The organism is Streptomyces sp. NPDC055103 (assembly GCF_053607625.1).
In genome coordinates this window covers 130,032-152,236 of record NZ_JBSGTX010000010.1, presented here as the reverse complement: position 1 = coordinate 152,236, position 22,205 = coordinate 130,032, and the positions used below count along the sequence as shown (strand labels likewise).

The window sequence follows — 22,205 nt, the reverse complement described above, 5'->3', positions numbered from 1 at the left end:
ATCTACACTGCTTTTGTCGTGGGCAGCGTCAGTTGTTTATACGACACCGGTCGTAGGTTGGCCCCGGGCCGGACTCCGTACGGAGTCCGGCCCGGTCCCGTTCACCGGCCGGCGACGCTGTGCACCGGGATCCAGCAGCGGATGATGTCCCGTACGGAGACGACGCCGACGGGTCCCTGGCCGTCGAGGACGACGAGGTGACGGAAACCGCCGTGAGTCATCGCCTCGGCCGCCTCCGCCAGGGTCCAGGTGGGCGCGGCGAAGACGACGTCGTGGGTGGTGTGGGCGCCCGCGGTCTCGATGTCGGGGTCCTGGTCCCGGGCCAGCGAGTTGAGGATGTCGCGCTCGGTGAGGATGCCGAGCCCGCCGGCGTCGGAGTCGAGGACGACGGCCGCGCCGACGCGGCGCGCCGACATCAGCCGGGCGGCCTGGCGGAGGGTGTGGGCGGGGCCGATGGTGAGGATCACCGTGCTCATGGCGTCACGGACGAGCATGGGCGGAGCCACCTCCTTGGTGAAGCCTTCAAGAAGAAGGAATTCACAAGTTCACAAGTGGGGGGACTCTCAGAGTGGCACCGGGGGAGGAACCCGACAAGGGGGCGCGCGAGGCGCCCCGGGGGAGTGAGGCGGCGCTCAGGCCTCCGTGCGGTGACGGCGGCGCTCAGGCCTCGGCGGGGTGACGGCGGCGCCTCACGCCTCCGCCGGGTCGCGGCGGCGCTCAGGCCTCCGCGTTCTCCTGGTTCAGGTAGCTCAGCAGCTCGCCGTGGAGCAGGCCGTTGGACGCCGCCGCGTTGCCGCTGTGCGGGCCGTGCCGGCCGTCGAGGCCCGTGTACGTGCCGCCCGCCTCCTGGACGACGACCGCCACCGCCGCCATGTCCCACAGGGAGAGCTCCGGCTCGGCGCAGATGTCCACGGAACCCTCGGCGACCATCATGTACGGCCAGAAGTCGCCGTACGCGCGGGTCCGCCAGCACGCGCGCGTGAGGTCGAGGAAGCCGTCGAGCCGCCCCCGCTCCTCCCAGCCGCTGATCGAGGAGTACGCGAACGAGGCGTCCTCCAGGGTGGCGACCTTCGACACCCCGAGCCGGGTCGCCGAGGCCAGACTGCGGCCCGTGTACGCGCCGAGGCCCTTCGCCGCCCACCAGCGGCGGCCGAGCGCCGGGGCCGACACCACGCCCACCACCGGCTGGAAGCCGGTCTCCCCGGCCTCCATCAGCGCGATCAGGGTCGCCCAGACGGGCACCCCGCGCACGTAGTTCTTGGTGCCGTCGATCGGGTCGATCACCCAGCGGCGCGGGCCCGTGCCCTCCACGCCGTACTCCTCGCCCAGGATCGCGTCACGCGGCCTGGCGCGCTGGAGCTGGCCGCGGATCAGCTCCTCCGCGGCCTTGTCGGCCTCGCTCACCGGGGTCATGTCCGGCTTCGTCTCGACCTTGAGGTCGAGCGCCTGGAATCGGTCCATGGTGGCCGCGTCGGCGGCATCCGCGAGGACGTGGGCGAGACGCAGATCATCGTGGTAATCGGCCATGGTCGGCACTCTATCCCCGCGTGATCCCCGCGCGGAGAACCGTCCACAGGGGCCTTCGGCGGCGCCGCGCCGACCGTGCCCCGGCCCCTTGACAGTGCGGGGACCCCTGTCGACCCTGAGCACGGAAACGTTTCGGTCGGACCGGGAGGCGAGGATGCCGACTGCCCGCGAGGCCCTGCTCGACGCCGCACTCGCCGCGCTCACCGACCGGCCCTGGTCCGCCGTGCGGATGGTCGACCTCGCGACCGCCGCCCGGGTGTCCCGGCAGAGCCTCTACAACGAGTTCGGCAGCAAGGAGGGGCTTGCCCGCGCCCTCGTGCGCCGGGAGGCCGACACGTATCTCCAGGGCGTCCGCGGGCTGCTCGACGCCCCGGCCCCGGCCGAGCGGAACCTCGTCGCCGTCGCCGAGTGGACCGTGGCCCGGGCGGCCGCCCGCCCCGTACTGCGGGCCCTGCTCACCGGCGCCTGGAACGAGCGGCTGCCCGTGCCCCGGCCCGTCCGGCCGGGCGCCCGCCCCGCCCCCGTACCCGCCCAGCGGCGTGCCGACGAGGGGCCGCCCGCGCCGGGCGAGCTGGTGGCGGCGATCGCGGCCTGCGCGGGCGAGCGGTGGGCGGCCGGCTGCGAGCTCGCCGTACGGCTCGCGCTCAGTCACGTGGTCGCGCCCACCGTCCCGACCGCGGAACCGGCGGGGGAGTCTCAGTGCGAGGAGCCGGAGAGCTGGAGTCCGACGACACCCACGATGACCAGACTGATCGAGACGATCTTGAGGGTGGAGACGACGTCCCCGAGGAAGATCATTCCGTAGATCGCCGTCCCGGCCGCGCCGATCCCCGTCCACACCGCGTACGCCGGACCCACGTCCAGCTTCCGCAGCGCGAGGGTGAGCAGTCCGAAGCTGCCCAGGGCGAAGGCCGCGAAGGCGATCGTCGGCCAGAGCCGGGTGAACCCGTGCGAGAGCTTCAGACAGACGGCGAAACCGGTCTCCAGGACACCGGCCACCACCACCAGCAGCCACGCCATCGTCAGTGCCTCCCACGCCGTCGGTGACTGCTTCGTCGCACTTGGTGCGATTATGCACTTACCGGGAGCGGTCGGCGTTAAACACCGGCGGCTCAGTCCCCTTCGCGTCGCTCGCGGGTCGAGAGCAGCCGTCGCAGCGAGTAGAGCCGCGCGGGATCCGCGTGCCCCTCCGCCACGAAGGCGTCCAGCGCGCAGTCCGGCTCGTCGTGGCTGCACGCGCGCGGGCAGTTCTCCGTCCCCGGTACGAGATCGGGGAAGGCGAGGATCACCCGGGACGGGTCGACGTGGTGCAGCCCGAAGGAGCGCACACCGGGCGTGTCGATGACCCAGCCGCCCTCCTTGTCGTCGAGCGGCAGGGCGAGCGCCGAGGTCGTCGTGTGTCGGCCGCGGCCCGTGACCGCGTTGACCAGGCCCGTCGTCCGGCGCCGCTCCGGCGGGACCAGGGCGTTGACCAGCGTCGTCTTGCCGACGCCGGAGTGCCCGACGAAGGCGGTGGTGCGGCCCTTGAGGTGCTCGTGGACCCGCTCGGCGGCGACGCCGTCCACGAACTCGTCGCGGGTGGTCACCACGTGCGGGACGCCGAGCGCCCCGTACATCTCCAGGAGCTCGTCCGGCGGCGCCAGGTCCGACTTGGTCAGGACGAGGAGCGGGGTGAGCCCGCCGTCGTACGCGGCGACCAGACAGCGGTCGATCAGCCGGGGGCGCGGCTCGGGGTCGGCGAGCGCGGTGACGATCGCCAGCTGGTCGGCGTTGGCGACGACCACCCGCTCGAACGGATCGTCGTCGTCGGCCGTGCGCCGGAGCACCGAGCTGCGCTCGCTGATCCGGACGATCCGGGCCAGCGTGTCCTTCTCGCCGGAGAGGTCACCGACGATCAGGACCCGGTCGCCGACCACGGCGGCCTTGCGGCCCAGTTCGCGCGCCTTCATCGCCGTGACGACCCGCTCGCCGACCAGACAGGTCAGCCGGCCCCGGTCGACGGTGAGGACCATGCCCTCGACGGCGTCCTCGTGCTTCGGGCGGATGGACGTACGGGGACGGGTGCCCTTGCGGTTGGGCCGCTGGCGGATGTCGTCCTCGTCGGTGTTCTTGCCGTAGCGCCGCATGACTCAGACTCCGAGCATTTCGGTCCACATCGTCGGGAAGTCCGGCAAGGTCTTCGCCGTCGTCGCCACGTCCTCGATCTCCACGCCCTCGACGGCGAGGCCGATGATCGCGCCCGCCGTCGCCATGCGGTGGTCGTGGTACGTGTGGAAGACGCCGCCGTGCAGCGGGCGCGGGCGGATGTGGAGACCGTCCTCGGTCTCCGTCACGTCGCCGCCGAGCTCGTTGATCTCCTTGGTGAGGGCCGCCAGGCGGTCCGTCTCGTGCAGCCGCAGATGGGCGACCCCTCGCAGGGTGGAGGGGGAGTCGGCGAGCGCCGCGACCGCCGCGATGCCGGGGGTCAGCTCCCCGACCTCGCCGAGGTCGACGTCGATGCCGTGGATCCGGCCCGTACCGGTGAAGGTCAGACCGGCCTCGGTCAGCTCGCAGGAACCACCCATCGCGGTGAAGATCTCCCGCAGAGCGTCACCGGGCTGGGTGGTCCGCTCGGGCCAGTCCGGGACGGTCACCCGGCCGCCGGTCACCAGCGCCGCCGCCAGGAACGGCTGAGCGTTCGACAGGTCCGGCTCGACGACCAGGTCCCGGCCGCGCAGCGCGGAGGGCGCCACCCGCCAGACGTCCGGCTCGCCACCGTGCTCCGGCTCGTCGACCTGGGCGCCGACCGCGCGCAGCATGTCGACCGTCATCCGGATGTGCGGCAGCGAGGGCAGCCGCGTGCCCACGTGGCGGACCTCGACGCCCTGGTTGAAGCGGGGCGCGGAGAGCAGCAGGGCGCTGACGAACTGGGAGGACGAGGAGGCGTCGATCTCGACCGTGCCGCCGTCCAGGCCCCCGGCGCCGTGCACGGTCAGGGGCAGCGCGCCCCGGCTGTCGTCGACACGGGCGCCGAGCGCGCGCAGCGCGTCGATCACCCCGTGCAGCGGACGCTCGTGGGAGCGGGGGTCGCCGTCGAAGCGGACGGGGCCGTCGGCGAGCGCGGCGACGGGGGGCAGGAAGCGCATGACCGTGCCCGCGTTGCCGACGTCGACCGCGGCCGGGCCGCGCAGCGGGGACGGGATGATCCGCCAGGCCTCGCCGGTGCCGTCGGGGCCCACGCCCTCCTCGATCTTCACGCCGAGGGTACGCAGCGCCTCGGCCATCAGGAGGGTGTCGCGGGAGCGCAGCGGACGGCGCAGCCAGCCGGGCTCGGCGGCGAGCGCCGCGAGGACGAGACCGCGGTTGGTGACCGACTTCGATCCGGGCACGGTGACGGTCGCGTCGACGGCGCCGCGGGCATACGGGGCGGGCCAGAGGTCGGTGGACGGGTCGGGGCGCACGGAAGCTGCTGCGGTCATGGAATCACTGTACGGGTGCGTCAGAAGCCGAGGAGCCAGCGCCCGCCGCCGATCAGGGCACAGATCGAGACCGCGTGGAAGAAGAAGAGCCACACCGCCGGGTGCACATGGGTGAGGCGCGCGAGCTGGTCCGCGTCCGAGTCGGGAGCCCCGCCGTGACGCCGCTTCGCCTGCAGCTCGAAGGCCGGGCGGACACCGCCGAGGAGCAGGAACCAGACCGCCGCGTAGGCGAAGAGCGACTGGACGTCCGGGCCGGTCAGCCAGGAGACGAGGAGGAAGGCCGCGCCCGTCAGGACGACGGTGAGGATCCCGTACGCGTTGCGGACCATCACGAGCATCGCGAGCAGCAGGGCGGTCGCGATCCAGAGGAGCAGCGTGACCAGGCCGGCGCCGAGCAGCGCCGCGCCGCCGAGACCGAGCAACGGGGCGGCGGTGTAGCCGGCGGCCAGGGTGAGGACCACGCCGATGCCGGTCGGGCGGCCCCGGGTCACGGTCAGTCCGCTGGTGTCCGAGTGCAGGCGTATCGCTTCGAGGCGGCGGCCGGTGGCGAGGGCGACGATCCCGTGGCCGCCCTCGTGGGCGATGGTGATCGCGTTGCGGGCCAGGAGCCAGGCGCGGCGGGGCGCGGTGACCGCGAGGGCGGCGACCGCGGTGGCGATCACCAGCCACTCGTCCGGGGCGGCCTTCGGGCTGAAGAGGTCCATCGTTCGGGCCGCTCCTCGGGAGGTCGGGGATCGTGGCAGTGTGGCACGTATGTGCGGACGGTATGCAGCGAGTCGGCGGCCCGAGGATCTCGTCGACACCTTCGGGATCGAGAAGTGGGAGCCGGAGGAGACCCTGGCCCCCGACTGGAACGTGGCTCCCACCAAAGAGGTCTGGGCCGTTCTGGAACGCCCTCTGAAAGACGCCGAAACGCGCCGGCCGGTTCGCCAGCTGCGCGCGCTGAAATGGGGGCTCGTCCCGTCCTGGGCGAAGACGCCCGAGGGCGCCGCCCGGATGATCAACGCGCGCGCGGAGACCCTCCACGAGAAGCCCTCCTTCAAACGCGCGTTCGCCGCCCGCCGCTGCATCCTTCCCGCCGACGGCTACTACGAATGGGTGACCGCCGCGGGGGAGCGGGACCTTGAGGTGGAGGGGAAGAGGAAGAGACCGCGGAAGCAGCCGTACTTCGTGACCCCGGCGGACGGCTCGGTCTTCGCGATGGCCGGTCTCTACGAGTTCTGGCGCGACCGCACCCTCCCCGACGACCACCCCTCCGCGTGGTGGGTCACCTGCTCGGTCGTCACCACCGAGGCCGAGACGGGCCCGCTGGGCGTGGCCCCGGCCGAGGGCCCGCGCTCGCTCGCCGACATCCACCCCCGGATGCCGCTGATGCTGACGGAGGACCGGTGGGACGCCTGGCTCGACCCGGCGCGCACCGGGGAGGACGAGCTGCGCGGGCTGCTCACCGCGCCGCCGGAGGGGCTGATGCGGGCGTACCCGGTGTCGACGGCGGTCAGCAACGTCCGGAACAACGGCCCCGAACTCCTGACGGAACTGGAGGGCCTGGAGGAGGGCACGCTGTTCTGACCGTTCGGGGCGGACGGACGGCAGGATGGGGGAGTGACCGACGTGACACAGTACGAGATGGTTTCCACCGACGCCGGTGAGGCGCGCATCACCTGGTATGAGGGGACGGAACCGTGGGCCGTCCTCGCCCTCGGCCACGGCGCGGGCGGCGGCGTCGAGGCCCGCGACCTCCAGGCCCTGGCCGGGGCGCTGCCCGCCCACGGCGTGACCACCGCCCTCGTCGAGCAGCCCTGGCGGGTCGCCGGCAAGAAGGTCGCGCCCGCGCCCAAGACCCTCGACACCGGCTGGCGCGGCCTCTGGCCGGCCCTCGCGAAGCCCGGCCTCCCGGTGATCGCGGGCGGCCGCAGCGCCGGCGCCCGGGTCGCCTGCCGGACCGGGCGGGAGCTGGGCGCCCTCGCCGTCCTCGCCCTGAGCTTCCCCCTCCACCCGCCGGGCAGGCCGGAGCGCTCCCGCGCCGACGAGCTCCTCGGCAGCGGCCTGCCCACGCTCGTCGTGCAGGGCGGCAACGACCCCTTCGGGCGCCCCGAGGAGTTCCCCGCGGGCCCGCACGCGCTCGTCGAGGTGCCGTACGGAGACCACGGCTTCGCCGTGCCCAAGCGCGCGCCACTCACCCAGGGCGAGGCCCTCGCCACGCTCGTGGCCGGTGTCGGCGAGTGGCTCCTCGCATTGCGCTGACACCGGCCCCCGTAACGGGAATGCCGAGCGGGGGACCTCTGTTGTGCAGAGCGTCGGTGTGAGACCAAGGAAGAGGGAGTCCGTCGCATGGGTTCGACCATCTGCCCCGAGCGTGCGCAGGCCGCTGACCTCGACTGGACAGTGCTGCCCGCGCCCAAGATCGCCCCTATTCGGGCGGCGGGCGGAGCGGTTCCTCGTCTATCCTCCGAAACGAGTGGGTCCGCCTTCGGGCTCGCCACCACGCTGGAGGAGGTGGGTCCGGTCACTGGGACCGACACAGGGACCGACGACGGCCCCGAGGAGACGACCGCGGAGCGCAACGCGCGCTTCGAGCGGGACGCCCTCGGATTCCTCGACCAGATGTACTCCGCCGCACTGCGCATGACGCGCAACCCCGCGGACGCGGAGGACCTGGTGCAGGAGACCTACGCGAAGGCGTACGGATCCTTCCACCAGTTCCGCGAGGGCACGAACCTCAAGGCGTGGCTGTACCGCATCCTCACGAACACCTTCATCAACTCGTACCGCAAGAAGCAGCGTGAGCCCCAGCGCAGTGCCGCCGAGGAGATCGAGGACTGGCAGCTCGCCCGCGCCGAGTCGCACATGTCGACCGGTCTGCGCTCCGCGGAGTCCCAGGCGCTCGACCACCTCCCCGACTCCGACGTGAAGGCGGCGCTGCAGGCGATCCCCGAGGAGTTCCGCATCGCCGTCTATCTGGCGGATGTCGAGGGCTTTGCGTACAAGGAGATCGCGGACATCATGGGGACACCCATCGGTACGGTGATGTCCCGGCTGCACCGGGGTCGCCGCCAGCTGCGCGGCATGCTCGAGGACTACGCCCGCGACCGCGGGCTGGTACCCGCGGGCGCCGGAGAGTCGTCGAACGATCTGAAAGGCTCGGGCTCATGAGCTGCGGAGAGCCGCACGAGACGGATTGCTCAGAGGTCCTGGATCATCTCTACGAGTTCCTCGACAAAGAGATGCCCGACAGTGACTGCACCAAGTTCGAGGTGCACTTCGAGGAGTGCTCCCCGTGCCTGGAGAAGTACGGCCTGGAGCAGGCGGTGAAGAAGCTCGTCAAGCGCTGCTGCGGCAGTGACGACGTCCCCACCGACCTGCGGTCGAAGGTCATGGGCCGGATCGACCTGATCCGCTCGGGCCAGCTGGTGCCCGAGCAGGACATCACGGCGGTCGCCCCGGCGACGCCCGCTCCGGCTCCGCAGGAGTAGACGGGCAGTGCTTCGACGTATCCGGGTCCGGGTGTCCGGGGACGAAGGCCGCCGCGAAGTGATCGCGGCGGCCCCACGCATATATCAGCTTGTATCACCCGATGGTGCGAATCGGCTTCAGCTCCGCCTCTCGGGCCGCCCAACTCGCTAGCGTGACGGGTGTGATGGGCGTGAGGGGCATTCCGCGGGCGGCAGGCGTGTACATCGGGTGCGCCCTGCTCGCCGCCGGGGCGTGCGTCCTTCCCGCCCTGCGCCCCGGTGCGGCCACCCCCTGGGGCACCGTCGCGGTCCTCGCCGCCCTGTACGCGCTCTGCGAGCTGCCCGCCCGCTGCCGGCTCCTCGGCGACTCCGTCCCCATGGGCACCGGCTCCTTCTTCCCCGTCCTGCTCGCCTCCGCGCTGCTCCTGCCGCCCACGGCCGCCGCGCTCACCGCGCTGCCCGGCAGCCTCCTCGCCCGGGTCGAGGAGCCGCCCGCCGGACCGCGCCGCGCCTGGCGGGCCGCCGCCACGGCCCTCGCCGTCTGGGCCGCCGCCCACGCCGCCGGCGCCCTCGGCGGCCCCACCGCCCTCGGACACGGCCCGGGCGCCCCGGACTTCCCGTACGCGCTGCTGCCCGCGGCCGCCGCCGCGCTCACCTTCTGCCTGGTCCTGACGGCCCTCGACGGCGGCATCAGGGCCACCGCCGACGGCCTGCCGGTCGGGGCCGCCTGGCGCGGACTCCTCGCGCGGGCCCTCGCCCCGCACGCCGTGCACGGGCTCGCGGGACTGATGATGGCCGTGCTCTGGCGCAGCTCGTACGGCCCGGCCGCCGCCCTCTTCGTGCTGCTGCCGATGTACATCTCCTGCTGGGTCTTCGCCCAGTACCACCGCGAGCGCGCCGCCCACCAGGCCACCATCCGCGCCCTCGTCCAGGCCGTCGACATCAAGGACCGGTACACCCGCGGCCACAGCGAACGGGTCGGCCACGCCTCCGTCCTGATCGCCCGTGAGCTCGGCATGGCGGAGGACCGGCTCGACGTCGTGCGGTTCGCCGGCATCCTCCACGACGTGGGGAAGCTGGGCGTGCCGACGCGCGTGCTGTGCAAGGACGGGCCGCTGACCCCGGACGAGCGCCGGGTCATCGAACTGCACCCCGAGTACGGGCACGAGATGGTCCGGGGCATCGGCTTCCTCGGCGAGGCCAGGGCCGCGATCCTCCACCACCACGAGCGCATGGACGGCAGCGGCTACCCGTACGGGCTCCGCGGCGACCAGATCCCCGAGTTCGCCCGGGTGGTCGCCGTCGCCGACGCCTTCGACGCCATGACCTCCACCCGCTCCTACAGCCGGGCCCGCCCGGTCCCGACCGCCGTCGCCGAACTGGAGCGCTGCGCGGGCGGCCAGTTCGACCCCCGGATGGTCGCCGCCCTGGTCAGGGCCCTCGACCGACACGGCTGGCAGACCGACGCCACCGCCGACGAGACGCCCCCACTCCCGGCACCACTCCCGGCCCAGACACCGGCAGCCGTTCCGACACCGCCCTCGGCACCGCTCCCGGCCCAGGCCCCGGCACCCGCTCCGGCGCCATCCCCGGCCCAGGCCCCGGCGCCGCTTCCGGCGTCGCCCCCGCCGGGTCCGCCGCTCCCGCCGCCTCCGCCGTCCCCGCCCGCCCCGGTCGACGGGAGCCTGCCCCCGCCGCGCGCCGCGGACCCCCCTCCGGCCCGGGACGACGAGACCCCCCTGACCGCCCGGCCGAAGGAGCGCGCATGAGGCCCGGGGCCCTCACCGTCGGAACCGTGTACGGCGCCGCCCTGCTGCTGAGCCTCGCCGGCTTCGGCGCCACCCTCTGGTACGGCGTCGACGAGCCCGGCAACGCCCTCGCCTTCGGCACCCTCATCGCCCTCGGCGAGCTGGCATGCTGGGGTGCTCCACGAAATACGGGGGCACCTCCCGTGCTCGAAGAGCCACGGGGGAGGGAGCCCGCCCCGCTCGCCGCCGCGGGAGCCCTCGCGTACGCCCTGCTCGGTACGGACGCCGGCACCGCCACCACCCACGGCGTCCTCCAGATCGTCGCCGTCGTCGTCGCCGGCGTGCTCGCCGGGATCGTCCCCCACCTGGCCAGGGGTCGCGGCCCCGACGCCGACCACCTCGCCCGCCGCGTCCTCACCGTCGCCTTCGCGGCCCTCTGCTTCCAGCCGCTCTACAACTCCGGCGCCGTCGTCGAGCACCTCGGCCAGGGCCCGGGGTACGCCTTCTTCCTGCTGCTCCTGGTCGTCCTGACGGCCCTCTGCGACGCCGTGCTCGCCGCCCTCGTGCTCCGCGCCCGCACGGGATTCCCGTACGGCCCCCTCCTCCGCGACGAACTGCGCGCCCTCCTCGGCATCGGCTCCGCCATCTGCGCCACGGGCGCCGTCATGGCGATCGGCGTGGCCGCCGCGGGCCTCTGGGCGCTGCCCGTGCTCGCCGTACCGCTCCTGCTCACCCAGGTCTCCTTCCGGCGGTACGCGGCCGTGCGCACCGTCAACCGGCAGACCATCGCCTCACTGGCCCGCGCCACCGAGATCGCCGGCTGCACCCCGCCCGGCCACGCCCACCGGGTCGCCGCCCTCAGCACCGCCGTGGGGCGCGAGCTGGGCCTGTCCGGGCCCGACCTCGCCGTCCTCGAACACGCGGCGCTCATGCACGACATCGGACAGCTCTCCCTCGTCGACCCCGTCGAGGGCGGCGCCACGGCGCTCCTCCCGGCCGAGGAACAGCGCCGGATCGCCCTCCTAGGCGGCGAGGTCGTCCGCAGGACGGGGGTCCCCCCGGCCGTCGCCGTGGTCGTGGAGCGGCAGGCGGACCCGTACCGCGAGCAGCCGCTGTCCGCCCGGATCGTCCGGACCGTGAACGCCTACGACGACCTCGCGGGCGACGGCGCGGGCGCCGCCCTCGACGCCCTGGAGCGGCTCAGACTGGGCACCGCACGCGACTATCACCCGGACGTCGTCGAATGCCTGGCCAGGGTCCTGGCGCGAGGCGGAGTCGCTGGGGTGACCTCGGGCGTCGCGGGGTAACCCATGGGTAATGAGCGCGCGTCCGACCGGGCATGGTTGGATGCGAACAAGAGGGTGAAAGCGACCGGCAGGCGGGAATCGTGAGGATCTTCGGGAAGGTACGGCATCGGCCCTCCGCCTCGTGGCGGCAGGCCACCGACCGCGCGTTCACGCTGATCGGCGACGGCCGGTACGAGGACGCGGGCGCGCTGCTGACACGTGCGGCGGATCTGGAGCCCTGGCTCTCCGAGTCCTGGTTCAACCTGGCCCTGCTGCACAAGTTCCGGCACGACTGGGAGCAGGCCAGGGCCGCCGGGCTCCGCGCGGTCGCGCTGCTCGACAAGGAGACCGGCGCCCCCGACTGGTGGAACGTCGGCATCGCGGCCACCGCGCTCCAGGACTGGCCGCTGGCCCGCCGTGCCTGGCAGGCGTACGGGCTCAAGGTGCCCGGGGCCGCCGCGGGCACCGGCGAGCCCGCCGGCATGGAGCTGGGCAGCGCCGCCGTCCGGCTCTCGCCCGAGGGCGAGGCCGAGGTCGTGTGGGGCCGCAGGCTCGACCCGGCCCGTATCGAGGTCCTCTCCATCCCGCTGCCGTCCTCGGGGCGCCGCTGGGGCGAGGTCGTCCTCCACGACGGCGTGCCGAACGGCGAGCGCACCACCACCGCCGGCCCGTCCTACCCGGTCTTCGACGAGATCGAGCTGTGGGCGCCGTCGCCCGTCCCCACCTGGGTGGTCCTCCTGGAGGCCGCCACCGAGGCCGACCGGGACGCCCTGGAGCAGCTCGCCTCCGACGCGGGCTTCGCCGCCGAGGACTGGTCGTCCTCCGTGCGGCTGCTCTGCCGCGCCTGCTCGGAGTCGACGATGCCGAGCGCCGAGGGCGAGGGCGAGCACTCCGACCCGCACGACCACAGCGAACCGGGGCACCCCGGGCCGCTCGGCCACCGCTCGCCCGGCGAGCTGTGGGTCCCGGAGCGGGAGTGCGGCATCGCGGCCCCGGCCGGCCTGGTGCGCGGCCTTCTCGACGGGTGGGTGGCGGACAGCCCCGACAGCCGTGAGTGGCGGGATCTGGAAGAGGTCTGCTGACGCTGCCCGTAGGCTGTACGGGATCGTTTACTGGGGTTCCGAGGAAGGCACGCGCCGGACATGACGCAGCAGGAAACTGACGGGCAGATCAGCGACGTCGAGATCGTCGACGACAGCGGGTTCGTCGTCGACACGGAGGACTGCGAGGCGCGTGAGCTCGCGTACCGCGAGCGCGGGACGGCCCGCCCGATCACGGTCGTCGGCAATCCCGTGCTCCACAAGGAGTGCAAGGACGTCACCGAGTTCGACGACAAGCTCGCGGCGCTGATCGACGACATGTTCGCCAGCCAGAAGGCCGCCGAGGGCGTGGGCCTGGCCGCGAACCAGATCGGTGTGGACCTCAAGGTCTTCGTCTACGACTGCCCGGACGACGAGGGTGTCCGGCACACCGGTGTCGTCGTCAACCCGGTGCTCGACGAGCTTCCGGCCGACCGGCGCCACCTGGACGAGTCCAACGAGGGCTGCCTGTCCGTGCCGACCGCCTACGCCGAGCTGGCCCGCCCCGACTACGCCGTGGTCCGTGGCCAGGACGCCGAGGGCAACCCGATCGCGGTCCAGGGCACCGGCTACTTCGCCCGCTGCCTCCAGCACGAGACGGACCACCTGTACGGCTACCTGTACATCGACCGCCTCTCCAAGCGCGACCGCAAGGACGCCCTGAAGCAGATGGCCGAGGGCACCCCGCGCTACGAGGTCGTCCCGAACGCCTGACCCCGGCCTACGAGGAAGGGCCCCGCACTCCAGGAGTGCGGGGCCCTTCCTCGTACCCGGATCCGGACCGGTCAGAAGTCCTCGTCGAGGTCCACCGAGCCCTCGACCGCCACCTGGTAGGCGGACGGGCGGCGCTCGAAGAAGTTGGTCAGTTCCTGGACGCCCTGGAGCTCCATGAAGGCGAACGGGTTCTCCGAGCCGTAGACCGGGGCGAAGCCGAGGCGCTGGAGACGCTGGTCGGCGACGCACTGGAGGTACTCGCGCATCGACTCGGTGTTCATGCCCGGCAGGCCGTCGCCGCACAGGTCGCGGCCGAACTGCAGCTCCGCCTCCACGGCCTCCTTCAGCATGTCGGTGACCTGCTGCTGGAGCGCGTCGTCGAAGAGCTCCGGCTCCTCCTTGCGGACGGTGTCCACGACCTCGAAGGCGAAGTTCATGTGCATCGTCTCGTCGCGGAACACCCAGTTCGTGCCGGTCGCCAGACCGTGCAGCAGACCGCGGGACCGGAACCAGTACACGTACGCGAAGGCACCGTAGAAGAACAGGCCCTCGATGCACGCCGCGAAGCAGATCAGGTTGAGGAGGAAGCGGCGGCGGTCGGCCTTCGTCTCCAGGCGGTCGATCTTCTCCACCGAGTCCATCCAGCGGAAGCAGAACTGCGCCTTCTCGCGGATGGAGGGGATCTCCTCGACCGCGTCGAACGCGGCGGCGCGGTCGTCCGGGTCGGGCAGGTAGGTGTCGAGCAGCGTCAGATAGAACTGGACGTGCACGGCCTCCTCGAACAGCTGGCGCGACAGGTACAGGCGCGCCTCCGGGGAGTTGATGTGCTTGTAGAGCGTCAGGACCAGGTTGTTCGAGACGATCGAGTCACCCGTCGCGAAGAACGCGACCAGACGGCCGATCATGTGCTGCTCACCGGGGGTGAGCTTGGCGAGGTCGGCGACGTCCGAGTGGAGGTCGACCTCCTCCACCGTCCACGTGTTCTTGATCGCGTCGCGGTAGCGCTCGTAGAAGTCCGGGTAGCGCATCGGACGGAGGGTCAGTTCGAAGCCCGGGTCGAGCAGGTTCTTCTTCTCGGTGGAGCTCATTACTGGCAGGCCTCGCAGGACTCGGGGTTTTCGAGGGAGCAGGCGAGGGCGTCCGCGTCGGGGGTCGCCTGCTGGAGGGGGATGGGCGCGGCGGTCGCGGTCGACGCCTGGGCGGCGCGGGCGATCCGGGTCGCCGGGCGCGAGCGCAGGTAGTACGTCGTCTTCAGCCCCTGCTTCCAGGCGTACGCGTACATCGACGACAGCTTGCCGATCGTCGGCGTCTCCAGGAACAGGTTCAGGGACTGCGACTGGTCCAGGAACGGGGTGCGGGCGGCGGCCATGTCGATCAGACCGCGCTGCGGGATCTCCCAGGCCGTGCGGTACAGCTCGCGCACCTCGGCGGGGATCCAGGTGAAGCCGGCGACCGAGCCGCTGGCGTCGCGCAGCGCGTCCCGGGTCTGGGCGTCCCACACGCCGAGCCGCTTCAGCTCGTCGACGAGGTAGGAGTTGACCTGGAGGAACTCGCCCGACAGCGTCTCGCGCTTGAAGAGGTTGGAGACCTGCGGCTCGATGCACTCGTAGACGCCCGCGATCGAGGCGATGGTCGCCGTCGGCGCGATCGCCAGGAGCAGGCTGTTACGCATGCCGGTCGTCGCGATGCGGGCACGCAGGGCCGCCCAGCGCTCGGGCCAGTTCAGCTCGACGTCGTAGTGGTCCGGGTGCAGGACACCACGGGCCGTACGGGTCTTGTCCCAGGCGGGGACGGGGCCGCTGCGCTCGGCGAGGTCGGCGGACGCCTCGTACGCGGCGAGCATGATCCGCTCGGCGATACGGGTCGACAGCGCGCGCGCCGCGGGGGAGTCGAAGGGCAGCTTCAGCTGGAAGAAGACGTCCTGGAGGCCCATCGCGCCCAGGCCCACCGGCCGCCAGCGGGCGTTGGAACGCCCGGCCTGCTCGGTCGGGTAGAAGTTGATGTCGACGACCCGGTCGAGGAAGGTGACGGCCGTGCGGACGGTCGCGTCGAGCCGCTCCCAGTCGATGTCGCCGTCGCGCACGAACGCGCCGAGGTTGACCGAGCCCAGGTTGCAGACCGCGGTCTCGCCGTCGTCCGTGACCTCCAGGATCTCCGTGCAGAGGTTGGAGGAGTGGACGGTGTGGCCGGGCTCGGCGGTCTGGTTGGCCGTCCGGTTCGAGGCGTCCTTGAAGGTCATCCAGCCGTTGCCGGTCTGGGCCAGGGTCCGCATCATCCGGCCGTACAGGTCACGGGCCGGCATGGTCTTGCGGGCCAGGCCCTTCGCCTCGGCGGCGCGGTAGGCGGCGTCGAACTCCTCGCCCCACAGGTCGACGAGCTCGGGCACGTCCGCGGGGGAGAACAGCGACCAGTCGGCGTCGGCGTTCACGCGGCGCATGAACTCGTCCGGGATCCAGTGCGCGAGGTTGAGGTTGTGCGTGCGGCGCTGGTCCTCGCCGGTGTTGTCGCGGAGCTCCAGGAACTCCTCGATGTCCGCGTGCCAGGTCTCCAGGTAGACGGCGGCGGCGCCCTTGCGGCGGCCGCCCTGGTTCACGGCGGCGACGGAGGCGTCGAGGGTCTTCAGGAACGGCACGATGCCGTTGGAGTGGCCGTTGGTGCCCCGGATGAGGGAACCGCGGGCGCGGATGCGGGAGTACGAGAGGCCGATGCCGCCGGCGTGCTTCGAGAGGCGCGCGACCTGGTGGTAGCGGTCGTAGATGGAGTCCAGCTCGTCCTGCGGGGAGTCGAGGAGGTAGCAGGAGGACATCTGCGGGTGGCGGGTGCCGGAGTTGAAGAGCGTGGGGGAGGAGGGGAGGTAGTCCAGACGGCTCATCAGGCCGTACAGGGCGCCGACCTCGTCGAGCGCGCGGACGCTCTCGTCCTCGGCCAGACCGCAGGCCACGCGCAGCATGAAGTGCTGCGGGGTCTCGATCACCTTGCGGGTGATCGGGTGGCGCAGCAGGTAGCGCGAGAAGAGGGTGCGGAGACCGAAGTAGCCGAAGCGGTCGTCGCCGGCGCGGTCGATGGTGGCGTCCAGGCGGTCCGCGTGCAGCGCGACGAAGTCGGCGGTGCGGTCGGCGATCAGACCCTCGCGGTGACCGACGGCCACGGAGGCAGAGAAGGAGACCGCACCCTGGCCCGCGGCCTCGTCGGCGATGGTGATCGTCAGGAGCCGGGCGGCGAGCCGGGAGTAGGCCGGGTCCTCGGAGATCAGACCGGCGGCCGCCTCGGTGGCCAGCTCGCGCAGTTCCGCCTCGTCCGACGTGGCGCTGCGGCCGCGGAGGGCGGCGGCGGCGACCTTGCCGGGGTCGGTGTCGGGGAGGTCGGCGGTGAGATCGGTCAGGGTCCGCAGCAGTACGGTGCCGGGTCCGTCGCTCTCGATCGCCGTGGCCGGATCGGCGGGCGCGATGGTCACGTGGGGGCTCTCCCTCGCTCGGCTCGGGGCCGCGGCGGGGGAAGGCGGGCAGGCGGGCGCCCGTACGCCGGGCGCGCCGCGTCCACCGGCCCACTCCGCGAGGCCCGGACGTCAGTGACACCCGGAACGGTCGGACCGGGTGCGCTGCCGGCAGGTCCTCGGACTCACTTCGTACGCGCGTATGGGTATGAAGCACACCGTTGCGGGACAGTTCCGGATTCGCGCCGGATTTCCCTGCGTCGACAGCGAGCACGAGCATACATGTGGGGGGCGCCGCTCGCGGAACCCCCCACATGTTGTGTCGCCCGGGCCTGGCTCCCGGTGTCAGAACTCCAGGGCGTACGTCCGCAGGGAGTGGCCGGGGATCGGTTCCCAGTCCCGTTCCGGGGTGCGGACGAAGCCCATCCGCTCGTAGATCCGATGTGCCGAGACCATCTTCGCGTCCGTGGAGAGCACGAGCCGCGCGCATTCCGGCACGGCCCGCGCGCGGTCCGCGCAGTGGCGTACGAGGGCCTCTCCGACGCCCCTGCCGCGGGCCTCCGGCGCGACCACGAGCATCCGGAACTCGGCCTCGCCGGCGACGGCGATGTCGGCCCAGGGGGTGGAGCCGGGGGCGAAGGTCACCCCGCCGATGATCCGGCCGTCCTCGTCGACGGCGACGAGCACCTCGGCCTCGCGGGCCCGCCGGGCGGTGTCCCGGAGCACGGCCAGGTAGAAGTCGTCCTCGCCGTGCAGCAGCAGCCCGTCGTTCAGATAGGTCCGCCCGGTGAGTTCCCCGAGCTCCTCGTACTCCTCGGGCCGTACCGCCCTGATCGTGAAGTCCATGCGAGCAGTCTGCCTCGGAGGAGGTACGGGAAAGGGCCCGGGATCTCCTGGTGGAGATCCCGGGCCCCGCGTCCGTACCGCCGGTTCAGTGCGCTCCGGCGCCGACCTTCGGGTCGGCCTGCGGGTCCGTGTCCGGCTTCGCCTCGCGGGCCGGCGCGTCGCCCGCGTCGGCCGTGTAGTCCGAGGGGGAGGTCTCGTCGATGCCGTCGGGGGCCTTCGCGGCCTTGAGGACGAAGGTCAGGACGACCGTGACGACGACGTTGAGGACGAAGGCCGTGAGGCCGATGTAGCCGATCTCGCCGATGCCCGGGATCTCGGCGGAGGAGCCGCCGAAGTGCTTCTGGGTCGGGCTGGCGACGCCGTACGCGGCGACCGTGCCGTAGACCATGCCCACGGCCCAGCCGGCGAGCAGCGCCCAGCGGTGGAACCAGCGGGTGAACAGGCCGCCGACCAGCGCCGGGAAGGTCTGGAGGATCCAGATGCCGCCGAGCAGCTGGAAGTTGATCGCGACCGTCTTGTCCATGGTGAGGACGAAGGCGAGCGCGCCGACCTTCACCAGGAGCGAGACGAGCTTGGAGACCTTGGTCTCCTGGGCGGGGGTCGCGTCCTTCTTGATGAAGTCCTTGTAGATGTTGCGGGTGAAGAGGTTGGCCGCGGCGATCGACATGATCGCGGCCGGGACGAGCGCGCCGATGCCGATCGCGGCGAAGGCGACGCCCGCGAACCAGTCGGGGAACATGGTCTCGAAGAGCTGCGGGATGGCGAGCTGGCCGTTCTTGACCTGGATCCCGGCGGCGATCGCCATGAAGCCGAGCAGCGCGAGCAGGCCCAGCATCAGCGAGTACAGCGGCAGGATCGTGGTGTTGCGGCGGATCACCTCACGGCTGCGCGAGGACAGCGTCGCCGTGATGGAGTGCGGGTACATGAAGAGCGCGAGCGCCGAGCCGAGGGCCAGCGTGGCGTACGTCCACTGGCCGGCCTCGCCGGGGACGAGCGTGCCGCGCGGCTTGCCGGTCGCCGGGTTGGTCTGCGCGTAGGCCTCGCCGGCCTTGGCGAAGATCTCGTCGAAGCCGCCGAGCTTGATCGGGATGTAGATGATCGCCACGGCGATGACGATGTAGATCAGGGTGTCCTTGACGAAGGCGATGAGCGCGGGCGCGCGCAGCCCCGAGGAGTACGTGTACGCCGCGAGGACGCCGAAGGCGATGAGCAGCGGCAGGTCCTTGATGAACCAGTGCGTGGTCTCGCCGCCGCCGACGCCCATCACGTCCAGGACGGCCTGGATGCCGACGAGCTGGAGCGCGATGTACGGCATGGTCGCGAGGATGCCGGTGACGGCCACCGCGAGCGACAGGCCCTTGGAGCCGAAGCGGCCGCGTACGAAGTCGGAGGTGGTGACGTACCCGTGCTTGTGCGAGACCGACCAGAGGCGCGGCAGGAAGGTGAAGATCAGCGGGTACACCAGGATCGTGTACGGGACGGCGAAGAAGCCGGCCGCGCCCGCCGCGTAGATGGCCGCCGGTACGGCGACGAAGGTGTACGCCGTGTAGAGGTCGCCGCCGAGCAGGAACCAGGTCACCCAGGTGCCGAACGACCGGCCGCCGAGGCCCCATTCGTCGAGGCTGTTCTCGTTCGCGGCCCTGCGCCAGCGCGAGGCGAGGAAGCCCATGACCGTGACGGCCAGGAAGAAGAAGATGAAGACGGCGAGTGCCACGCCGTTCACGCCGGACACGTCCTTCATCGCGCGTCACCTCCCTTGCGGGCGCGCTGGTCCAGCTGCCACAGCTTGTACGCGATCATGGTGAGAGCGGTGGAGATCAGCACCCAGAGCATCTGGTACCAGTAGAAGAACGGGATGCCCGCGAAGAGCGGTTCGGCCTTCGCGTACGAACTCACCCAGAGCATCGCCACGAACGGCGCGAACAGGCAGAGTGCGATAACCACCCGCAGGGGCGTGATGGTCCCTTGGTTCCCTTGTTTCCCTTGTGTCACTTCTGGCATCGTGCCTCGTCCCCTCGCTGATCACCTTGGTAATGGTGGGGAAATCTAGGGGACGCTTCAGCTCCACGGAACCCCCGTCCGCATAACGGATGTGATTGCCCCACGGAAGTTCCGGACACGCGAAACGAGGGGGCCGCCGAATTCTCGGCGACCCCCTCGTCAGGTGTGCGGATCGGCTCAGCCGTTGGGCCGCTTGAGGCGCGCCACGAACTTGTACCGGTCGCCGCGGTAGACGGACCGGACCCACTCGACCGGCTCGCCCTGGGCGTCCAGGGAGTGGCGGGAGAGCATCAGCATCGGCAGGCCCACGTCCGTACCGAGCAGACCGGCCTCGCGCGGGGTGGCGAGGGAGGTCTCGATGGTCTCCTCGGCCTCGGCGAGGTGCACGTCGTAGACCTCGGCGAGCGCCGTGTAGAGCGAGGTGTACTTCACCAGCGAGCGGCGCAGCGCGGGGAAGCGCTTGGCCGAGAGGTGAGTGGTCTCGATCGCCATCGGCTCGCCGCTCGCCAGGCGCAGCCGCTCGATGCGCAGCACCCGGCCGCCGGCCGAGATGTCGAGCAGTCCGGCGAGCGTGTCGTCGGCGGTGACGTACCCGATGTCGAGGAGCTGCGAGGTGGGTTCGAGGCCCTGTGCGCGCATGTCCTCCGTGTACGAGGTGAGCTGCAGGGCCTGCGAGACCTTGGGCTTCGCCACGAAGGTGCCCTTGCCCTGGATGCGCTCCAGGCGGCCCTCGACGACCAGCTCCTGGAGTGCCTGGCGCACGGTGGTGCGCGAGGTGTCGAACTCGGCGGCGAGCGTGCGCTCCGGCGGGACCGGTGTGCCGGGCGGCAGGGTCTCCGTCATGTCGAGCAAGTGCCGCTTCAGTCGGTAGTACTTGGGCACGCGCGCGGTGCGAGTGGCGACCCCGCCCTCCGGTTCCGTGCTGCCCGCGTCCCTGGCCATGGCCTGCCTTCCCGACTCCTGTGCTGCTGCCGTCACCGGCTCCTCCGTCTGTAGCGGCTCACATGGTGGCACGGACCGGTCACGGGTCGTCGCCCTACCTCAGGTGTCGGTCCGATAACGGACGCGACTGCCCTTCTTATACACCCTTGACACCCCTAAAGGTCTAGGCCAAGCTCCGAGTACTGGTCTAAACCATTAAAGACCAGGTCCCAGCCCCACGAGCACTACCTGACGTATGTCTTCGCGCGGTGGGCAGGGTGGCAGGCATCCCTGAGGAGGGTGGCGTGAAGCGCAAGCTCATCGCGGCGATCGGCGTCGCGGGCATGATGGTCTCTATCGCTGCATGTGGTTCGGACAGCGGCAAGAAGGAGTCCGACGCCGGCAAGCCGTCGGCCGGTGGCGACAAGACCCTGACCGTCTGGGTCATGGACGGTTCCGCCCCGGACCCGTGGATGGCCGAGGTCAACAAGGCGTTCGAGGCCAAGCACCCCGGCGTCAAGGTCAAGGTCGAGAAGCAGATCTGGAACGGCATCCAGGAGAAGGTCACCACCGCCCTCTCCGAGGACACCCCGCCGGACGTCCTGGAGCTCGGCAACACCCAGACCGCCGGCTATGCGGTCACCGGCGGTCTCGCCGACCTGACGGGCGACAAGGCCAAGCTCGGCTACGACGCCTGGAACAAGGGCATGCTCGCCTCCAACGAGCTGGACGGCAAGCTGTACTCCGCTCCGTGGTACGCCGCCAGCCGCGTCGTCATCTACGACAAGGCCGCCTACAAGAAGGCCGGCGTCACCCCGCCGAAGACCCGCGCCGAGTGGATCGACGGTCTGAAGAAGCTCAAGGCCGCCGACCCGAAGTCGCAGGCGATCTACCTGCCGGGTCAGTCCTGGTACGTGCTCGCCGGTCTCATCTGGGACGAGGGCAGCGACCTCGCGGTCAAGGACGGCGACAAGTGGAAGGGCAACCTGTCCTCCCCCGAGGCCGTCAACGCCGTGAACTTCTACAAGGAGCTGGCGTCCTTCTCCAACGCTCCGAAGGACAAGGACGAGGCGACCCCGCAGCAGTCCACCGACGTCATCCCCAAGGGTGGCGTGGCGTCCTGGATCGGTCTCGGCTGGGAGGCCGGCGGCGCGATCGACGCCATGAAGAAGGCCGGCAAGACGGCCGACTTCGGCTACTTCCCGATCCCGGGCAAGACCGCTGACAAGCCGGGCTCCGTCTTCCTCGGCGGCTCCAACCTCGCCATCGCCGAGCGCTCCCAGAACAAGGAGCTCGCGAAGGAGTGGCTGGCCCTCGCCGCCGGCAAGGAGTACATGACGACGTACGCGAAGGCCACCGAGGGCGCGCTGCTCCCGAACCAGGACGCCGCGCAGTTCAAGCCGGCCGCCGGCTCCTTCGCCGAGTCCATGGCCGTGTCGTCCGCATCCGGCAAGGTCACCCCGGTGACGCCGGGCTGGGCGAACGTCGAGACCGCGCCGAACCCGATCAAGGACTTCATGACGAAGGTCCTGAAGGGCGAGGACGCCAAGGCGGCCGGCGAGGCGGCCGACAAGGTCATCAACGAGCGCATCAACCAGCAGTAATCCGTAGCCAGGTGGTGGGGGCGGGGGTCGGGTACGCCCCCCCCCCCCCGCGGTTGAGTGTGGTGGAATTGATTTGTGTTAATCGGCGCCCCGCCCCCCGCCGCGGGCCCCGGGGGGGGGGGGGCCCCCCACAACC

At 71.7% G+C, this 22,205-nt stretch carries 22 protein-coding genes and 1 riboswitch; of the genes, 10 read left to right on the top strand and 12 right to left on the bottom strand.

Translation table 11 applies throughout. The features are described 5' to 3' along the window. Positions 1–101 precede the first annotated feature (101 nt). Positions 102–494: a CBS domain-containing protein gene (locus ACWFR1_RS09715; protein WP_453548502.1), complete on the bottom strand. Its 393-nt coding sequence runs from the start codon at positions 492–494 to the stop codon at positions 102–104. A gap of 223 nt (positions 495–717) precedes the next feature. Next, the gene (hisN, locus tag ACWFR1_RS09710; RefSeq protein ID WP_453548500.1) at positions 718–1,527 is read right to left on the bottom strand and encodes a histidinol-phosphatase; all 810 of its coding nucleotides are present in this window, start codon (positions 1,525–1,527) and stop codon (positions 718–720) included. Positions 1,528–1,681: 154 nt separating this feature from the next. Between hisN and ACWFR1_RS09705 the strand changes: the two genes are divergently transcribed. Further along, on the top strand, positions 1,682–2,332 hold the full coding sequence (locus ACWFR1_RS09705) for a TetR/AcrR family transcriptional regulator (RefSeq protein ID WP_453548497.1): 651 nt from the start codon (positions 1,682–1,684) through the stop codon (positions 2,330–2,332). Here the strand turns inward: ACWFR1_RS09705 and ACWFR1_RS09700 are convergent. The 4 genes from ACWFR1_RS09700 to ACWFR1_RS09685 all read right to left on the bottom strand — a co-directional run bounded on the left by ACWFR1_RS09700 (position 2,224) and on the right by ACWFR1_RS09685 (position 5,689). Next, on the bottom strand, positions 2,224–2,547 hold the full coding sequence (locus tag ACWFR1_RS09700; protein ID WP_453548495.1) for a DMT family transporter: 324 nt from the start codon (positions 2,545–2,547) through the stop codon (positions 2,224–2,226). The genes ACWFR1_RS09705 and ACWFR1_RS09700 overlap by 109 nt on opposite strands. A 92-nt stretch (positions 2,548–2,639) precedes the next feature. Then, positions 2,640–3,653 (bottom strand): ribosome small subunit-dependent GTPase A, encoded by a 1,014-nt coding sequence (gene rsgA, locus ACWFR1_RS09695; RefSeq protein ID WP_453548493.1) that lies wholly within the window; start codon positions 3,651–3,653, stop codon positions 2,640–2,642. Positions 3,654–3,656: 3 nt separating this feature from the next. Beyond that, positions 3,657–4,985 carry a 3-phosphoshikimate 1-carboxyvinyltransferase gene (aroA, locus tag ACWFR1_RS09690; RefSeq protein ID WP_453548490.1) on the bottom strand — a complete coding sequence of 443 codons (1,329 nt, stop codon included), beginning with the start codon at positions 4,983–4,985 and terminating at the stop codon, positions 3,657–3,659. Between the two features lie 20 nt (positions 4,986–5,005). Next, positions 5,006–5,689 carry a M50 family metallopeptidase gene (locus ACWFR1_RS09685; RefSeq protein ID WP_453548488.1) on the bottom strand — a complete coding sequence of 228 codons (684 nt, stop codon included), beginning with the start codon at positions 5,687–5,689 and terminating at the stop codon, positions 5,006–5,008. A gap of 49 nt (positions 5,690–5,738) precedes the next feature. Between ACWFR1_RS09685 and ACWFR1_RS09680 the strand changes: the two genes are divergently transcribed. From ACWFR1_RS09680 to def, 8 genes are all read left to right on the top strand, one after another. After that, positions 5,739–6,554, top strand: coding sequence for an SOS response-associated peptidase (locus ACWFR1_RS09680; RefSeq protein ID WP_453548486.1), 816 nt, complete (start codon positions 5,739–5,741; stop codon positions 6,552–6,554). Between the two features lie 57 nt (positions 6,555–6,611). After that, positions 6,612–7,229, top strand: a complete 618-nt coding sequence (locus tag ACWFR1_RS09675) for an alpha/beta hydrolase family protein (RefSeq protein WP_453548517.1) — start codon at positions 6,612–6,614, stop codon at positions 7,227–7,229. A 252-nt stretch (positions 7,230–7,481) separates the two neighbouring features. Further along, positions 7,482–8,138, top strand: coding sequence for a sigma-70 family RNA polymerase sigma factor (locus ACWFR1_RS09670; RefSeq protein ID WP_376400531.1), 657 nt, complete (start codon positions 7,482–7,484; stop codon positions 8,136–8,138). Beyond that, positions 8,135–8,458 carry a mycothiol system anti-sigma-R factor gene (gene rsrA, locus ACWFR1_RS09665; protein WP_453548483.1) on the top strand — a complete coding sequence of 108 codons (324 nt, stop codon included), beginning with the start codon at positions 8,135–8,137 and terminating at the stop codon, positions 8,456–8,458. The genes ACWFR1_RS09670 and rsrA overlap by 4 nt, the downstream gene beginning before the upstream one ends. Positions 8,459–8,628: 170 nt before the next feature. Next, complete coding sequence (locus ACWFR1_RS09660) at positions 8,629–10,206, top strand: HD-GYP domain-containing protein (RefSeq protein WP_453548480.1); 1,578 nt, start codon at positions 8,629–8,631, stop codon at positions 10,204–10,206. Beyond that, positions 10,203–11,492 carry an HD-GYP domain-containing protein gene (locus ACWFR1_RS09655; protein WP_453548478.1) on the top strand — a complete coding sequence of 430 codons (1,290 nt, stop codon included), beginning with the start codon at positions 10,203–10,205 and terminating at the stop codon, positions 11,490–11,492. The genes ACWFR1_RS09660 and ACWFR1_RS09655 overlap by 4 nt, the downstream gene beginning before the upstream one ends. An 80-nt stretch (positions 11,493–11,572) precedes the next feature. Next, positions 11,573–12,553, top strand: a complete 981-nt coding sequence (locus ACWFR1_RS09650; protein WP_453548476.1) for a tetratricopeptide repeat protein — start codon at positions 11,573–11,575, stop codon at positions 12,551–12,553. 60 nt (positions 12,554–12,613) lie between these two features. Further along, the gene (def, locus tag ACWFR1_RS09645; RefSeq protein ID WP_453548474.1) at positions 12,614–13,264 is read left to right on the top strand and encodes a peptide deformylase; all 651 of its coding nucleotides are present in this window, start codon (positions 12,614–12,616) and stop codon (positions 13,262–13,264) included. 71 nt (positions 13,265–13,335) lie between these two features. On the opposite strand, the gene ACWFR1_RS09640 is transcribed toward def, so the two are convergent. The 6 genes from ACWFR1_RS09640 to ACWFR1_RS09615 all read right to left on the bottom strand — a co-directional run bounded on the left by ACWFR1_RS09640 (position 13,336) and on the right by ACWFR1_RS09615 (position 20,486). Beyond that, entirely contained in the window at positions 13,336–14,352 is a 1,017-nt protein-coding gene (locus ACWFR1_RS09640; RefSeq protein ID WP_453548471.1) for a ribonucleotide-diphosphate reductase subunit beta, read from the bottom strand. Beyond that, entirely contained in the window at positions 14,352–16,718 is a 2,367-nt protein-coding gene (locus tag ACWFR1_RS09635; RefSeq protein WP_453548469.1) for a ribonucleoside-diphosphate reductase subunit alpha, read from the bottom strand. The genes ACWFR1_RS09640 and ACWFR1_RS09635 overlap by 1 nt, the downstream gene beginning before the upstream one ends. 132 nt (positions 16,719–16,850) lie before the next feature. Beyond that, positions 16,851–16,977, bottom strand: a riboswitch (cobalamin riboswitch). Between the two features lie 65 nt (positions 16,978–17,042). Beyond that, positions 17,043–17,543, bottom strand: a complete 501-nt coding sequence (locus ACWFR1_RS09630; RefSeq protein ID WP_453548466.1) for a GNAT family N-acetyltransferase — start codon at positions 17,541–17,543, stop codon at positions 17,043–17,045. A gap of 85 nt (positions 17,544–17,628) precedes the next feature. Then, complete coding sequence (gene mctP, locus ACWFR1_RS09625) at positions 17,629–19,284, bottom strand: monocarboxylate uptake permease MctP (protein WP_453548464.1); 1,656 nt, start codon at positions 19,282–19,284, stop codon at positions 17,629–17,631. Then, a complete protein-coding gene (locus tag ACWFR1_RS09620) occupies positions 19,281–19,544 on the bottom strand; it encodes a DUF3311 domain-containing protein (RefSeq protein ID WP_453548462.1) in 264 nt (87 codons plus the stop codon). Before ACWFR1_RS09620 ends, mctP begins: the two co-directional genes overlap by 4 nt. 177 nt (positions 19,545–19,721) lie before the next feature. Continuing rightward, on the bottom strand, positions 19,722–20,486 hold the full coding sequence (locus tag ACWFR1_RS09615; RefSeq protein ID WP_024761167.1) for a GntR family transcriptional regulator: 765 nt from the start codon (positions 20,484–20,486) through the stop codon (positions 19,722–19,724). Between the two features lie 284 nt (positions 20,487–20,770). On the opposite strand from ACWFR1_RS09615, the gene ACWFR1_RS09610 reads away from it, so the two are divergent. Next, the gene (locus tag ACWFR1_RS09610) at positions 20,771–22,069 is read left to right on the top strand and encodes an extracellular solute-binding protein (RefSeq protein ID WP_453548459.1); all 1,299 of its coding nucleotides are present in this window, start codon (positions 20,771–20,773) and stop codon (positions 22,067–22,069) included. Positions 22,070–22,205 lie beyond the last annotated feature (136 nt).

Excerpts from the sequence above, each read along its gene's own strand:
- ACWFR1_RS09715 (WP_453548502.1), bottom strand. The coding sequence starts at position 494 with ATGCTCGTCCGTGACGCCATGAGCACGGTGATCCTCACCATCGGCCCC.
- hisN (WP_453548500.1), bottom strand. The coding sequence starts at position 1,527 with ATGGCCGATTACCACGATGATCTGCGTCTCGCCCACGTCCTCGCGGAT.
- ACWFR1_RS09705 (WP_453548497.1), top strand. The coding sequence starts at position 1,682 with ATGCCGACTGCCCGCGAGGCCCTGCTCGACGCCGCACTCGCCGCGCTC.
- ACWFR1_RS09700 (WP_453548495.1), bottom strand. The coding sequence starts at position 2,547 with ATGGCGTGGCTGCTGGTGGTGGTGGCCGGTGTCCTGGAGACCGGTTTC.
- rsgA (WP_453548493.1), bottom strand. The coding sequence starts at position 3,653 with ATGCGGCGCTACGGCAAGAACACCGACGAGGACGACATCCGCCAGCGG.
- aroA (WP_453548490.1), bottom strand. The coding sequence starts at position 4,985 with ATGACCGCAGCAGCTTCCGTGCGCCCCGACCCGTCCACCGACCTCTGG.
- ACWFR1_RS09685 (WP_453548488.1), bottom strand. The coding sequence starts at position 5,689 with ATGGACCTCTTCAGCCCGAAGGCCGCCCCGGACGAGTGGCTGGTGATC.
- ACWFR1_RS09680 (WP_453548486.1), top strand. The coding sequence starts at position 5,739 with ATGTGCGGACGGTATGCAGCGAGTCGGCGGCCCGAGGATCTCGTCGAC.
- ACWFR1_RS09675 (WP_453548517.1), top strand. The coding sequence starts at position 6,612 with ATGGTTTCCACCGACGCCGGTGAGGCGCGCATCACCTGGTATGAGGGG.
- rsrA (WP_453548483.1), top strand. The coding sequence starts at position 8,135 with ATGAGCTGCGGAGAGCCGCACGAGACGGATTGCTCAGAGGTCCTGGAT.
- ACWFR1_RS09655 (WP_453548478.1), top strand. The coding sequence starts at position 10,203 with ATGAGGCCCGGGGCCCTCACCGTCGGAACCGTGTACGGCGCCGCCCTG.
- def (WP_453548474.1), top strand. The coding sequence starts at position 12,614 with ATGACGCAGCAGGAAACTGACGGGCAGATCAGCGACGTCGAGATCGTC.
- ACWFR1_RS09640 (WP_453548471.1), bottom strand. The coding sequence starts at position 14,352 with ATGAGCTCCACCGAGAAGAAGAACCTGCTCGACCCGGGCTTCGAACTG.
- ACWFR1_RS09630 (WP_453548466.1), bottom strand. The coding sequence starts at position 17,543 with ATGGACTTCACGATCAGGGCGGTACGGCCCGAGGAGTACGAGGAGCTC.
- mctP (WP_453548464.1), bottom strand. The coding sequence starts at position 19,284 with ATGAAGGACGTGTCCGGCGTGAACGGCGTGGCACTCGCCGTCTTCATC.
- ACWFR1_RS09620 (WP_453548462.1), bottom strand. The coding sequence starts at position 19,544 with ATGCCAGAAGTGACACAAGGGAAACAAGGGAACCAAGGGACCATCACG.
- ACWFR1_RS09615 (WP_024761167.1), bottom strand. The coding sequence starts at position 20,486 with ATGGCCAGGGACGCGGGCAGCACGGAACCGGAGGGCGGGGTCGCCACT.